Below are 13,876 nucleotides of genomic sequence, written 5' to 3' on the forward strand. Positions count from 1 at the left end.
CTTTAAATATAAAGCATATGACTGCACACTCATCCTAAAATCAGAGCTCATAAATTGAGCCTTCATCATCAACGGGAGTTTGAACATGACAGCAAAGACACAGCTCACTCGGCGCGGATTTATTGGCACATCCGCGGCCCTGACAGCATTGATAGCAACAGGCGCACCAGTGCTTGCACAGAGCACAGATAGCCTCACAATCGCTTATAATATTCCAGTGCAAAGCTGGGACCCAACCACAGGGCCCGCTGCGGTGAACCCTGCATTGCAATCAGTTTATCTCGCGGTGTTTGACCGTTACGTGAACCAAGCCCCCGACCTGTCATTTGGCCCCGGGCTTTTGTTGGATTGGGGGTTTAACGACGATAAAACCAAAATCACCATGACCGTTCGCGAAGGTGTTAAATGGCACAATGGCGATGATTTCACGCCAGAAGATGTGGTTTGGTCCCTCACGCGCGCGGCAAACCCTGAAACGGGCAATCCGATGCAATTCGTCTGGTCTAAAATCGGGAATTTCACCGTAGACGGCAACGTCATCACAGCCGATGTGATTGATTTCGAACCTGCGCTGTTCAAATGGATGGCATTTTTGACCGCCTTTATTTTGCCCAAAAACTACTACGAACAGGTCGGATCAGAAGGCTTTGAAAAAGCGCCAATCGGCACAGGCCCCTACATGGTCGACGCGTTCGAACAAGGCGCATATGTGCGCCTAAAAGCCTTTGACGGCTACTGGGGCGACGCGCCGGATTTCAAATCTGTCACTATCAAATTTGTCACAGATGCGGCATCTCGTGTGGCTGAAATTGAATCTGGCAACGCCGATATCACCAGCAACATTCCCTACGAAGAATACGACCGTTTGATCGCCAAAGATGGCCTGTCTGGCAAAGCTGTTCCGGTCACAGACATCGGCATGATCTTTCTCAATGATATCGACGTGATGATGGACAAAAACGTGCGTCTGGCCGCGCATCACGCCATCGATAAACAGCTGATCATTGATCGCCTCTTGCGTGGATACGGCGTGCCACTTTCTACATTGGAGGCCCCCGGATATGCGGCGTATGACGACAGCATCGTTGTCGACTACGACCCTGAATTGTCTAAAGAATTGCTGGCAGCGTCCGGCTATTCCACCGACAATCCTGTGACCTTTACCATCCAAACCACACGCGGGTTCAAACCTAAAGATTACGAGATGATCCAAGCCATTGTTGGCATGTGGCGCAAGGTCGGCATCGAGGCGGAAATCGAAGTCTATGAGATCGCAAAACACTACGAATTGCGCGCCACAGACACACTGGCACCAGCCGCGTTTTACAACTGGGGCAACTCAATCGGCGATCCTTCGACCTCAACAGGGTTTTCCATGTTTGGCCCCTCGCCTCACGCGGTTTGGGATACACCTGACTTGATCGAAAAAATCGGCCCGCTCTTTGTGGAACCCGACGAAGAAAAACGGATCGCAGACTATAAAGCCGTGTCACGCTACATCGCTGAAGAAGGCTACGTGATCCCGCTTTTGCAATACGTGATGCCGGTTGTGTTCAACTCTGCCATCGATGTTGAAACATACAGCTCAGGCGATCTGCTGCCACAAGCTGCCACAAAAGCCTAACCACAGGCACCAACATTCCCTTGGGTCGCAACATGTTTGCGGCCCAAAATCTAATCTGGCGAGGCGTACATGCTTGCGAAAACCATTCTTATTCGACTGCTCAGCACCGCAGTCACGCTGTTTGGCGTGGCTGTTGTTGTGTTCACACTGATCCGCGTTGCGCCCGGAAACCCGATTTCTATGATGCTGCCCCCTGGGGCCACCCAAGAAGATATTGCCAATCTCAATGCCCTTTACGGCTTTGATAAAAGCCTGCCGGAACAGTTCGTGATTTGGCTTGGCGGCGTGCTGCATGGTGACTTTGGCACTTCAATCACCCTGCGCAGACCTGTGTCTGAACTGGTGCTGGGGCGCTTGCCTGCCACTTTGGAACTGTCTGTTATGGCGCTTACAATTGCAGTGGCGCTTGGCGGCTTTGTGGCTGTCATTGGTGCCCGCAAACGCGGCACTGCCACCGAAGTTGGGCTTGACCTGACAAGCGGTGCAGTTTTGTCCATTCCTGATTTTCTATGGGGTCTGGTCTTTGTACTATTGTTCGGTGTGCTTTGGCCGATCTTGTCCATATCAGGGCGCATTGATCCGCGCATCGACTTTGATTTCACCACAAATTTCTATCTGATCGAGGGCGTTTTGCGTGGCCGATTTGATGTAGTCGGATCGACCTTGTCGCACATGTTAATGCCCGCCATGTCTTTGGCTTTGCCTTTGGCTGCGATGATCGCACAACTGTTGAAACAGAACCTCAAAGAAGTGCTGGTGCAAGATTACACAACCCTTGCCCGCGTGCGGGGATTTAGCGAAACTTCTGTGATTTTACGCGAAGCCCTGCGCAATGCAGCCCTGCCAACCATCGCATTGATTGGCGTGCAATTCACCTTTTTGATCGGCGGCACAGTGATCGTCGAACGCCTGTTCGCCTATGAAGGCTTGGGCAATATGGCCATCGATGCCGTGATCAACCGCGACCTGCCGCTGGTGCAAGGCATCGTGCTTTTGTTTGCCGCTTTGTTCACCGTGATCAACTTGTTGGTCGATCTTTCTTACACCTTTTTGAACCCGAGGTTGCGCAATGGCTGATGTGTTAACAAAACCGTTTCGCCGCCGCGCGACGCCGATGAATCTACGACTGTGGCTGCCCCTTGTGTGGATCGCTGTGGTTGCTGCCGCCGCGCTTTTTGCCCCGTTCATCGCGCCTCATGACCCTTTGGCCCAAGACCTCATGCTAGAACGCCTGCCTCCTGCGTTCATGGATGGATCAGAGCCGGGTCACTGGCTGGGCACCGACAGTCTTGGCCGTGATGTGCTGTCTCGCATGATATACGGCGCGCGGATTGCTTTGTTTGTCAGTCTGATTGCAGCAACGGCGACCTGCATTTTTGGTTCTACCTTGGGGCTGATTGCCGGTTTTTACGGCGGATGGCCGGATAGGATCATCTCGCGTTTGGTCGATATTTGGATGGCTTTTCCCCCCGTGCTGTTTGCCGTACTTTTGGTGGCCGTTATGGGCACAGGTCTTGGGTCCGTGATTGCCGCCATTGCGTTGATTGACTGGACGCGGTTTGCGCGTGTGATCCGTGCAGAAACCATGGTGCAAGCACGTATGGATTATGTGGACAGTGCGCGGATTGGTGGCGCACGGCGTGCAGCAACTTTGGTCAGTGAAATTCTACCAAATGTGTTGCCCTCGATTATTGCGCTTTTGATGCTTGAAATGGGGATCGCAGTGATCGTCGAAGCCATCTTGAGTTTCGTCAACCTATCGATTTCATCGGACGACCCCACATGGGGCTCCATGATCGCAGAAGGCCGCGGATCGATACATTTCGCATGGTGGGTTTTATTGTTCCCGCTCATCACGCTTTTCTTGACTGTCCTCAGCTTTTCAACGCTCGGCGAAGGTCTGAAACAACATTTTGATCCGGTGCACAAATGACTTCAACACACCCAACCGCGCAAACTTTAGACATCATCAAACTCAACGTGAGACTCGCAAATGGGCGACGCTTGCTGCGCGATGTGTCGCTGACCCTCAAGCCAGGCGAAGTCCGTGCGTTGGTCGGGGAAAGCGGCGCTGGCAAGTCGATGATTGGCAAAGCTGTGCTCGGTATTCTGCCCAACAATCTGGACATATCCGAAGGCGAAATCATTTTGGAAGGGGCGCATCTAAATGCCATGACCCCCAGCACACGCCGCAAAACCGTGGCCAAAATGTCGTCTCTAATCCCGCAAGACCCGCTGACCGCGCTCAATCCAGTACGTAAAATCGGGCCGCAGATCACCGATCCTTTGATCCGCATTCACGGATGGTCCGCTGATCGCGCAATGAAACGTGCCCGCGATCTTTTGGACCGCGTTCACATCCGCGCCCCCGAACGGGTGATGGCCAGCTATCCACATGAATTGTCAGGCGGGATGCGTCAACGCATTTTGATTGCTGCGGCGTTTGCACCCTCGCCCCGCCTAATTGTAGCGGACGAACCAACAACCGCGCTGGATGTCACCGTTCAAAAACAAATCCTGAAACTGATCCGCGAACTGCAGCGTGAAACCGGCACCGCTGTGCTGTTCGTCACCCATGACATGGGCGTTGTGGCCAAAATCAGCCAACAAGTGACCGTGCTGTTTGCCGGTCGTGTGATGGAAGATGCGCCCACTCAACAGGTGTTTGAAGCTCCAAGCCATCCCTACACACAGGCCTTAATCAAAGCCACGCCAACGTTGAATGCAGTGACAAAATCTTTCTCGCCTGTGCCCGCCGAACTGATCGCAGAGCTGCACAGCGACATTGCTAAAATAGACGCCGCCTATGACGCAGGAGATCGCGCATGACCCATCCCATTCAACCCGCGATTTCTGACGTCCCCGCACTGTTTTCCATCCGAAATTTACACCTGTCTTTCCCCGATAGAGCGCACAAGCCCTTGCTTGGCCCCGCCCCCCGCATTGAAGTGCTCAAAGGTATCAGTCTAGACATTCCAAAAGGTCAAATAACTGGTATCGTTGGTGAATCTGGGTCAGGAAAATCTACCTTTGGCCGTATTTTGGTGCGCTTGCTCGATCCGGATTCGGGGCAGGTTTTGTTTGATGGCCAAGACATAGGCAGTCTGAATGAGACAGAGTTGCGCCCTTTGCGGCGTGATCTTCAGATGATTTTCCAAGACCCAATGTCGTCGCTCAATCCTCGTCATAAAGTGTCGCGCATTATCACCCAACCGATGAAACGCTATGGTCGCGGTGGCACGCGCGCCGATGCGATTGCCGCCCTTGGCAAAGTTGGACTGCCGCCTGAATTTGCGGAACGCTATCCTCACGAGCTGTCTGGCGGACAGCGTCAAAGGGTCGGAATTGCCCGCGCCATCGCACTTGAACCGCGGTTCATTTTGGCTGATGAAATTGTGTCGGGCCTTGATGTTTCAAGCCAAGCGCAGGTGCTGACGCTTTTGGGCGATCTTGCGCGTGACATGGGGCTGACCATCGCGTTTATCAGCCATGATTTGTCGGTCATTCAGTATTTATGCGACAATGTCGTTGTCTTGCATCACGGCGTTATTGTCGACCAAGGCCCCGTTCAAACCGTGTTTGACGCGCCACAATCCAACATCACAAAATCCCTTTTGGCTGCGATCCCAACGCCAGAAATTGATGAAGACTGGTGGGCCGAAACAGAAAGCTTTTAAGCGCGCAACATGGGTTTTCCAGCCGTCTCAACTCGGAATTTGCGCCCTGTTTGCATCAAACAAGGATCGACAATCCCTACAATAGATGGGACTGTACCCGCCTTGCCCATTGCACCAGTTAGGCCACAGGTTGCTAATCTCAATCCAGACAAACATCATTTATACAGTGCAGTCCCCCTGCACTCTTTTGCTACAGATTGAAGCGGCGCAAGACGGCACTCAACGTTGCGAACGCGCGCTTTTGTCTGCGCAGCCTGACGTGGCATGGACCACAGTGACGGGCGAAGAAAACATTGGCGTCCGGCGTTGGGGCCGCGTCAATCAGACCTTTGATTGCACCTACACAGCGCAAGTCCGTGTGCAACGCCCCGCTGTTTTACTCTCCCGATTGAACACCACCCCCTATGCGGCGCTTCCCAATGATGTGATCAAATTTTTGATGCCATCGCGGTATTGCCACACCGAAGCATTTCTTGATTTCGTGGCACAGCAATTTGCACAGCTTTCAGGTGGCCCCCTGATCGCAGCCATGGCAGATTGGATCACAGCTCATTTCACCTATGACAATGCAGCCAGCACCGCATCAACCACCGCGACAGACAGTTTCATAGCACGCGCTGGGGTTTGCCGCGATTATGCCCATGTGCTGATCGCCATGGCGCGCTCTGCTGGCATCCCCGCAAGAATCGTCAGCGCCTATGCGCCAGACGTCACACCCCAAGATTTTCATGCCGTGGTCGAAGTATTTTTAGACGGCCAATGGCACTTGATCGACCCGACAGGCATGGCCTATGCACCCGAAATTGTACGCATAGGCGTTGGCAGAGATGCCGCAGATGTGTCTTTCATGACATCTTATGGCTGGATGACGTTTAAAAATCAGTCAGTTCAGGTCAGCCGCATCACTTAAATCATGTGTTGCAAAACGATTGCTTGTAACTTTCCATCCACAGCTTAACCTAATTGGATGAAATCAGACAGAAAACACTTCGACGAGATGCTTTTGGGACAGGATGGCGTACGCGATCCATACTCAGAATATCACACATGGTTTTCCAAAGAAGACCCCGTGCGTCTCACCAAAAAATCAAAAGAGGCCGAGGCGTTTTTTCGGCGCACCGGCATCACCTTTAATGTATATGGTCAATCGGCAGCTCAAGAACGCTTGATCCCTTTCGATCTCATCCCGCGCATCATTGCGAACAGGGAATGGACAAAATTGTCCAAAGGGATCGAACAGCGCGTGCGGGCCATCAATGCATTTTTGCACGACATTTATCATCGCCAAGAAATTTTGCGGGCCGGCATTGTCCCGATCGAACTGATTTCACGCAATGACGCGTTCTTGCCGCAGATGATGGGCGTGACACCCCCCGGTGGCGTGTACACCCATATCGTGGGCACTGATATTGTGCGCACCGGTGAAGATGATTTCTTTGTGCTCGAAGACAATGCACGCACCCCATCAGGCGTGTCGTACATGCTTGAGAACCGCGAAACGATGCTGCAAATGTTCCCTGAACTGTTCAGCCAGATCAAAGTGCAGCCTGTCAGCGATTACCCTAAAAACCTGCGTCGGTCTTTGGCCGCATGTGCGCCCCCAAATTGCGATGGCAAGCCGACAGTGGCGGTTTTGACCCCTGGCATTCACAATTCGGCCTATTTTGAACACTCCTTTTTGGCGGATCAAATGGGCGTTGAATTGGTCGAGGGTCATGATTTACGGGTTGTGGATGGGCGCATTCAAATGCGCACCACCGAAGGCTACCAAGTGATCGATGTGCTCTATCGTCGTGTCGATGACGAGTACCTTGATCCTTTGAATTTCAACCCAGATTCAATGTTGGGCGTGCCGGGCATCATGGATGTCTACCGCGCAGGCAACATCACAATCGCCAACGCGCCGGGCACAGGGGTTGCAGATGACAAGGCAATCTATTCGTACATGCCGGAAATCATCGAATTCTACACCGGTGAAAAAGCGATTTTGAAAAACGTCGAAACCCATCGTTGTTCCGAACCAGATGCGCTTAAATACGTTTTGGACAACCTTGCGGATTTGGTGGTCAAAGAGGTGCACGGCTCAGGCGGATACGGCATGTTGGTCGGACCTGCGGCAAGCAAATCGGAACTGGCAAGTTTCGCGGCAAAGCTGCGCAGAAACCCGTCCAATTACATTGCGCAACCTACCCTGTCTTTGTCGACGGTGCCTATTTTTGCCAAAAAAGGGCTGGCGCCACGCCATGTTGATTTGCGCCCCTTTGTTCTTGTGTCCCCCGATGGCATGAATATCACCCCCGGCGGTCTGACGCGCGTGGCTTTGAAAGACGGGTCCCTTGTCGTCAATTCAAGTCAAGGCGGCGGCACCAAAGACACTTGGGTTTTGGAGGACTAGACGCCATGCTTGGAAAAACTGCAGGTGGGCTCTATTGGATGTCCCGTTTCTTGGAACGCAGCGAAAACACCGCGCGTTTGATTGAGGCGGGCTTTCGGATTGCTCTGACCAGATCAAAAGACCCCGCATCCGAATGGAAATCCGTTCTGACAACCGCTGGTGTACGCGGTATTTATGATGCCAAATATGACAGCTACACGGCGGCACATGCTGTCGACTTTTTGCTCAGAGACACTGGCAACCCGTCCAGTGTTATCTCGTCGATAGAAAACGCCCGCACAAATGCGCGTTTGGTGCGCACAGCGTTGACAACCGAAGTGTGGGAAGCCGTCAACGAAAGTTGGATGACGCTGAAAGCCGCTCTGAAAAAGCCCGTGAATGACACTCAACTGCCAGCTCTATTGGGCGAAATTCGTCGACACACGGCTTTGGTGCGCGGCGCTGTTCACGGCACGATGTTGCGCAACGATATCTTTGATTTCACCCAAATAGGCACATCGCTGGAACGGGCTGATAACACAGCGCGGATCATTGATGTGAAATACTACACGCTCTTGCCCTCGGCCAGTTCAGTGGGATCGACCTTGGACAACGTGCAATGGGAAACGATCCTCAGATCTGTCTCAGCGCACCGTTCGTTTAAGTGGCTCAACAATCACGATATTTCACCCGCAAGTATCGCTGAGTTCCTGATCCTTGATAACCGGTTTCCAAGATCATTGTCCTTTTGCAATCGCCTTTTGGATGACAGTCTTGGCTTTTTGGCGAAAGACTATGGCACCCGCCTGCCCTGTCATGACTTGATCGACATACAGCGCGATAAGATGCGCGAACACACAATTGCATCGATCTTTGACGAAGGTCTGCATGTGTTCATCACGTCGTTCATCCATGACAACAACGCAATCGGGCTGCAGATTGAAAAAGACTATAGGTTCGTCAGATAGGCGTTTGAAAACATGAAATTGCACATCACACACACGAACACATACACCTATGACGCCCCCGTGCCCTACGGCTTGCAACAGGTGCGTTTGACCCCCATCACGACCAAACACCAAACCGTTTTGGATTGGACGGTCGATATTGTGGGTGGCACACAAGAAGTGTCCTTTGACGATCAATACCAAAACAAAACGCTTTTGGTTTTGGCAGATCGAGGCACCAGCGAAGTGACGGTGACAGTATCAGGCACCGTTGAAACCCACACCTCAGACGGGATATTCGGCAAAATCTATGGCACAGCGCCGCTATGGCATTTCTTGCAAAGCACGCCACGCACCAAACCTGGCAAAGGCATTCAAAAACTCGCCAAAGGCATCGCGCGCCAAACCTCAACGCTAGACGCTTTGCACGATCTGTCGAAAGCCATCCTTGAGGTCGTGCCCTACGGCCAAGCCACCACATTTGCAGGCACAACAGCCGAAGAATCTCTCAGCGTCGGTGGCGGTGTCTGTCAGGATCACGCCCAAATATTCGTGTCCGCCGCACGGGTTGCCGGCATTCCCGCGCGCTATGTCAGTGGCTATCTGATGATGAATGATCGCATCGACCAAGACGCCAGTCACGCTTGGGCCGAGGCCCATATTGATGGTCTAGGCTGGGTCGGCTTTGATGTTTCAAACGGATATTCACCAGATGAACGCTATGTTCGGATCGCCACAGGACGCGATTCCAGCGATGCATCACCTATTTCAGGCATGCGATTGGGCACAACCGCAGAATCGATGATTGTATCGCTGCAAGTTCAGCAATAGATATATCAAACCTGATTTTCTGTCTTTTATCCAAAACTGGACCACAAAATGACCTATTGCGTTGGACTTCGCTTGAACAAAGGCCTTGTCTTCATGTCAGACACCCGCACGAATGCAGGGGTCGATAATTTCTCGGTCACCAAGAAAATGTTCACATGGGATGTGCCCGGCGAACGGGTCATCACCGTGATGACCGCTGGTAATCTCGCGACCACCCAAGCCTTGGTCAGCTTGCTGGATGAGCGCTCTAAAATCCTTGCAGAACGCAGCCCGACAATCATGGAATTGCCCACGATGTTCCAAGTGGCACGTCTGGTTGGGGCAACGCTGAAAGAAGTGATCATCGACAGCAACCCCGAGGGCCAAGAAGCGGCAACCAAATTCAGGGCTTCGGTCATCTTGGGCGGCCAGATCAAAGGCGGCTCACCCACGTTGTTCATGATCTACCCAGAAGGCAACTTTATCGAGATCACCGACGACAGCCCATTCTTTCAAATCGGCGAAGCCAAATACGGCAAACCGATCCTTGTACGCGCCTTTGACCCTGACATGAGCTTTGAAGACACAATCAAATTGCTGTTGGTCTCATTTGATTCAACCATCAAAGCGAACCTGTCAGTTGGTATGCCGCTTGATTTGCAAATCTATGCCAAAGACAGCTTTGAAGTGCGCAACATGAACCGCATCGAAGCAGATGACCCGTATTTTGAATCCATCTCATCAGGCTGGGGCGAAGCTTTGCGCACGGCTTTGACACAACTGCCAAGCTATAAACTCGACTAAGGTCGTCATACGAGGGGCGCGGCAAAATAATCCCGCGCCCCCGCATAAAACCCAACGCATTTCACACCATCATGCGTCGCGTTTCATAATCCATTCCACCTCAGGGGCCGCGACGAACCGCCATTTGCGCAACGGACCCGCCATCACATTGAGATAGTACATCTCAAACCCATGCGGTGCCCCGCACGGGTGATGTCCACGCGGCACACACACAACATCGCCGTCATGCACAGCCATGGTTTCATCCAGCGACCGATCATCGGTGTACACCCGCTGAATGCCAAACCCGTCCGCAGGGTTGAGACGGTGATAATAGGTTTCCTCAAGATAGGTGATGTTCGGATAATCATCTTCGTCATGACGGTGGCTTGGATACGATGACCAATTGCCCGCAGGCGTGAACACTTCAGTCACCAAAAGACTGTCGCAATAGGCTTCGTTTTCCATCGCAATGTTGTTGATGTGGCGCGTGTTGGCCCCTACCCCGCGCTGTGTCAGCGTGATCCCGTCCGGCCCGATGCGCCGTGCTTGGTGCCCCGATTTCCCCGGCGCTTTGCACACCGCGATGGTGCACTCCGTCGTGGCGGTGGCCGTCCAATCGTTGTCATTGGGCACGTACAAACAATGGGGCGGCGTTTTTTCAAACACACTCATCCGGTCGCCCAACTCGCCCCAATCCTGACCTGCTGCGGTGAATGTGGCTTTACCTTCGACCATCACCAAAATGACCTCTTGCTGTCCCGTCACATCTGATACGTTTTCCCCTGCCCGCAAGCGGTGCAAATCAAACCCGACATAGCGCCATCCCGCGCTTTCAGGCGTGATTTGGTGAACTTTTCCGTGCGTGCCAAAGGGGCGTTTGAGAAGATCAGGCATAAAATTTCCTTAGATAAGTCCTGTTTCAGCGGCCAGACGTTTGAGCGTGGCCAGACCAAGCGTTTGATACAAAAGCGGGTTACGCACGTGTGGGTCTTGTTCCGCCTCAATCACGATCCACCCATCGTATTTGGCATCGCTTAGCAATTGCACCAAAGGCGCAAAATCCACCGCGCCCTCTTGATCACCGGGCACCGTGAACACATTGCTTCGCACAGCGTCCATAAACGACCAGCCGCCTGTCTCAGCCATATCACGTACCGCAGGGCGCACGTTTTTGGCGTGAAAGTGCCCGACACGGTCGATATATTTGGCCAAAACCGTAGCAGGGTCACCCCCGCCATAATAGCAATGACCCGCATCAAACAAAAGTTTGGTCGCAGGGCCTGTCGCTGCCATAAAGGCATCAATATCTGCGGGGCTCTGCACAATCGTGCCCATGTGATGATGGTAAACCAACGTGATGCCTTGATCGGCACAGTATTTGGCGATTTCTTCGACCTTTGCGCCAAAATCCACCATGCTTTCGGCATCCAAAACAGGACGTTCAGACAATGGTTGCGCCAGTTCTTGCACCGAATTGGATGTCTCGCACACGATACACACCTTGCACCCGTTGTGTTTGAGTTTGTCCAATTGCGGCTGGATCGCACGTTTTTCATCTTCGACAGATTGCGTCAAAAGATTGAGCGAATGCCACCCCGAGATGAACTGCAACCCATAGCTGCCAAGCAACACTTTGAGCGCCTCAGGATCATCTTGCGGCCAACGATGCCCATTTTCGATCCCGTCAAAACCGATGAGATTGCCTGCCTCATGCAAAATACGCTCAGTGGGAATATCCGCGCCAAGGCTTTGGTCGTCGTCATTGGCCCATGCAATTGGATTTGTACCGAATTTGATCATATCGATTCTCAGTTTATGGTGCGTTGATTGAGCACGTTTTCAATATAGGTCGCGCGAACACGGTCGATGCCGCCCACTTCGGGTACAGCCACATCCCACCACGTGCCGCCACCTGACGTATTGGGCACAGGACCAGGGCCATGTTGCGCGGTGGTTTCAATGACAATTACCGTGGGAATATCACGACTGCGCGCCGCTATAATCTCGGTCTGCAATTGGGTGACATCCGCCGCTTTGACAGTATGCGCGCCCATCGATCCTGCGTGGGCAACGTAATCAATGGCAGGCTGCGCCTCAATGTTGCAATCCACATACATGTTGTTAAACGGCACACCGCTACTGGCCTTTTGCAGCCGATTGATACAGCCGTAACCAGAGTTGTCGGTCAAAATCACTGTGAACGGCACGCGGCGCATCACGGCTGTCGCCAATTCGGAATTGGCCATCATGTAAGACCCGTCCCCGACAAAGCAAATCACCTCGCGCTCAGGGCATGCCAACTTGACCCCCATCGCGCCCGCGATCTCGTAGCCCATGCACGAAAATCCGTATTCCATATGATAGCCGCCTTGCGACGGTTGCCACAAAAGCTTCAGCGCCCCCGGCATTGTCCCCGCCGCACACATCGCAATGGTTTGATCGCTCGACGCACGTTGCACCGCACCAATCACTTGAGCGTCCGTGGGCAAAGCCACCAAATCGCTGGGGACCGCGCAATGCGCATCAACTGCCGCCAGCCAAGCAGCACGAGACCCCGCATCAAACGCAGCAGCACGATGATCCCCAAGAGCTGTCGTCAGCGCCTCAAGCGTGATTTTCGCATCGCCCACAAGACCCACAGCGCCGTGACGATCCGCGTCATACCCGTGAATGTTGATTGAGACAAATTTGACCTTCGCATTCTTGTACATCGCGCGCGATCCAGTAGTGAAATCTTGGAATCGAGTGCCCACACCGATAACCAAATCTGCCGCTTCAGACAACTCATTCGCAGCCGCCGATCCATCAACGCCAGAAGCACCAAAGTTCATCGGATGACTTTGCGCCAACGCGGATTTCCCCGCTTGAGTTTCAGTCACGGGAATCCCGTGCTTCATAGAAAAATCGGCCAGCGTTTCTTCAGCCTGCGCATAAATTACACCCCCGCCCGCGATGATGATCGGGTTTTGCGCCGCACGGATCAAATCCGCCACCTCGGCCAACTCACGCGCATCTGGTGCAGGGCGACGAATATGCCAAACACGAGGTTCAAAAAACGCCTCGGGATAATCATAGGCCTCGGCCTGCACATCTTGGCAAAATGACAACGTCGCAGGGCCGCAATTGGCCGGATCCGTCATCACCCGCAACGCCCGCGGCAAAGCGCTTAAGATATGCTCAGGCCGCGTGATGCGATCAAAATACCGCGACACAGGGCGCAAACAATCATTGGCAGACACAGTGCCATCGTCAAAGTCCTCGACCTGTTGCAACACAGGATCAGGGCGGCGATTGGCAAAGACATCCCCCGCCACAATCAACATTGGCAAGCGGTTCACATGGGCCAAAGCCGCAGCGGTCACAAGGTTCGTTGACCCCGGCCCAATTGACGTGGTGACAGCCATCGCACGAGTGCGTTTTTTGGCCTTGGCATAGGCAATCGCGGTGTGGCCCATGGTCTGCTCATTTTGACCACGCCATGTCGGGAAATCATCTTTCGCATCATACAGCGCCGCGCCAATCCCCGCCACATTGCCATGACCAAAAATCGCCCACATGCCCTCGATAAAGCGCTCCCCCTCAGGCGTCATTTGCACGCTCAACCATTTAATCATCGCTTGAGCTGCGGTCAGTCGGATGGTGTTCGTCATCTCTAAAT

13 protein-coding genes are annotated in these 13,876 nt (G+C 53.1%); 10 read left to right on the forward strand and 3 right to left on the reverse strand.

The features are described from left to right. Positions 1-85 precede the first annotated feature (85 nt). The 10 genes from BM025_RS14030 to BM025_RS14075 all read left to right on the forward strand — a co-directional run bounded on the left by BM025_RS14030 (position 86) and on the right by BM025_RS14075 (position 10,236). Positions 86-1,624 (forward strand): ABC transporter substrate-binding protein, encoded by a 1,539-nt coding sequence (locus BM025_RS14030; protein ID WP_085850165.1) that lies wholly within the window; start codon positions 86-88, stop codon positions 1,622-1,624. A gap of 69 nt (positions 1,625-1,693) precedes the next feature. Next, positions 1,694-2,701 (forward strand): ABC transporter permease, encoded by a 1,008-nt coding sequence (locus BM025_RS14035; RefSeq protein ID WP_085850166.1) that lies wholly within the window; start codon positions 1,694-1,696, stop codon positions 2,699-2,701. Further along, on the forward strand, positions 2,694-3,557 hold the full coding sequence (locus tag BM025_RS14040) for an ABC transporter permease (protein ID WP_085850167.1): 864 nt from the start codon (positions 2,694-2,696) through the stop codon (positions 3,555-3,557). Before BM025_RS14035 ends, BM025_RS14040 begins: the two co-directional genes overlap by 8 nt. Then, positions 3,554-4,453: an ABC transporter ATP-binding protein gene (locus tag BM025_RS14045; RefSeq protein ID WP_085850168.1), complete on the forward strand. Its 900-nt coding sequence runs from the start codon at positions 3,554-3,556 to the stop codon at positions 4,451-4,453. Before BM025_RS14040 ends, BM025_RS14045 begins: the two co-directional genes overlap by 4 nt. Next, a complete protein-coding gene (locus tag BM025_RS14050; protein WP_085850169.1) occupies positions 4,450-5,301 on the forward strand; it encodes an ABC transporter ATP-binding protein in 852 nt (283 codons plus the stop codon). The genes BM025_RS14045 and BM025_RS14050 overlap by 4 nt, the downstream gene beginning before the upstream one ends. A gap of 130 nt (positions 5,302-5,431) precedes the next feature. Beyond that, positions 5,432-6,211, forward strand: a complete 780-nt coding sequence (locus BM025_RS14055; protein WP_244515754.1) for a transglutaminase-like domain-containing protein — start codon at positions 5,432-5,434, stop codon at positions 6,209-6,211. Positions 6,212-6,268: 57 nt separating this feature from the next. Continuing rightward, positions 6,269-7,696: a circularly permuted type 2 ATP-grasp protein gene (locus BM025_RS14060; protein ID WP_085850171.1), complete on the forward strand. Its 1,428-nt coding sequence runs from the start codon at positions 6,269-6,271 to the stop codon at positions 7,694-7,696. A 5-nt stretch (positions 7,697-7,701) separates the two neighbouring features. Then, positions 7,702-8,643: an alpha-E domain-containing protein gene (locus BM025_RS14065; RefSeq protein ID WP_085850172.1), complete on the forward strand. Its 942-nt coding sequence runs from the start codon at positions 7,702-7,704 to the stop codon at positions 8,641-8,643. Positions 8,644-8,655: 12 nt separating this feature from the next. Then, complete coding sequence (locus tag BM025_RS14070; RefSeq protein WP_085850173.1) at positions 8,656-9,453, forward strand: transglutaminase family protein; 798 nt, start codon at positions 8,656-8,658, stop codon at positions 9,451-9,453. 48 nt (positions 9,454-9,501) lie between these two features. Further along, positions 9,502-10,236, forward strand: coding sequence for a proteasome-type protease (locus tag BM025_RS14075; protein WP_085850174.1), 735 nt, complete (start codon positions 9,502-9,504; stop codon positions 10,234-10,236). A gap of 69 nt (positions 10,237-10,305) precedes the next feature. Here the strand turns inward: BM025_RS14075 and iolB are convergent, their stop codons facing one another. The 3 genes from iolB to iolD are packed head-to-tail and all read right to left on the reverse strand — an operon-like array spanning position 10,306 to position 13,868. Then, positions 10,306-11,112, reverse strand: coding sequence for a 5-deoxy-glucuronate isomerase (gene iolB, locus BM025_RS14080; RefSeq protein WP_085850175.1), 807 nt, complete (start codon positions 11,110-11,112; stop codon positions 10,306-10,308). A 9-nt stretch (positions 11,113-11,121) separates the two neighbouring features. After that, positions 11,122-12,018 (reverse strand): myo-inosose-2 dehydratase, encoded by an 897-nt coding sequence (gene iolE / locus BM025_RS14085; RefSeq protein ID WP_085850176.1) that lies wholly within the window; start codon positions 12,016-12,018, stop codon positions 11,122-11,124. Positions 12,019-12,026: 8 nt separating this feature from the next. Further along, positions 12,027-13,868 (reverse strand): 3D-(3,5/4)-trihydroxycyclohexane-1,2-dione acylhydrolase (decyclizing), encoded by a 1,842-nt coding sequence (gene iolD / locus BM025_RS14090; protein ID WP_085850177.1) that lies wholly within the window; start codon positions 13,866-13,868, stop codon positions 12,027-12,029. Positions 13,869-13,876 lie beyond the last annotated feature (8 nt).

The sequence above is a fragment of the Pacificibacter marinus genome (assembly GCF_900109555.1).
In the GTDB taxonomy this organism is placed as follows: Bacteria; Pseudomonadota; Alphaproteobacteria; order Rhodobacterales; family Rhodobacteraceae; genus Celeribacter; species Celeribacter marinus_C.

Excerpts from the sequence above, each read along its gene's own strand:
- BM025_RS14040 (WP_085850167.1), top strand. The coding sequence starts at position 2,694 with ATGGCTGATGTGTTAACAAAACCGTTTCGCCGCCGCGCGACGCCGATG.
- iolD (WP_085850177.1), bottom strand. The coding sequence starts at position 13,868 with ATGACGAACACCATCCGACTGACCGCAGCTCAAGCGATGATTAAATGG.
- BM025_RS14045 (WP_085850168.1), top strand. The coding sequence starts at position 3,554 with ATGACTTCAACACACCCAACCGCGCAAACTTTAGACATCATCAAACTC.
- BM025_RS14075 (WP_085850174.1), top strand. The coding sequence starts at position 9,502 with ATGACCTATTGCGTTGGACTTCGCTTGAACAAAGGCCTTGTCTTCATG.
- BM025_RS14070 (WP_085850173.1), top strand. The coding sequence starts at position 8,656 with ATGAAATTGCACATCACACACACGAACACATACACCTATGACGCCCCC.
- iolB (WP_085850175.1), bottom strand. The coding sequence starts at position 11,112 with ATGCCTGATCTTCTCAAACGCCCCTTTGGCACGCACGGAAAAGTTCAC.
- iolE (WP_085850176.1), bottom strand. The coding sequence starts at position 12,018 with ATGATCAAATTCGGTACAAATCCAATTGCATGGGCCAATGACGACGAC.
- BM025_RS14030 (WP_085850165.1), top strand. The coding sequence starts at position 86 with ATGACAGCAAAGACACAGCTCACTCGGCGCGGATTTATTGGCACATCC.
- BM025_RS14035 (WP_085850166.1), top strand. The coding sequence starts at position 1,694 with ATGCTTGCGAAAACCATTCTTATTCGACTGCTCAGCACCGCAGTCACG.
- BM025_RS14065 (WP_085850172.1), top strand. The coding sequence starts at position 7,702 with ATGCTTGGAAAAACTGCAGGTGGGCTCTATTGGATGTCCCGTTTCTTG.
- BM025_RS14050 (WP_085850169.1), top strand. The coding sequence starts at position 4,450 with ATGACCCATCCCATTCAACCCGCGATTTCTGACGTCCCCGCACTGTTT.
- BM025_RS14060 (WP_085850171.1), top strand. The coding sequence starts at position 6,269 with ATGAAATCAGACAGAAAACACTTCGACGAGATGCTTTTGGGACAGGAT.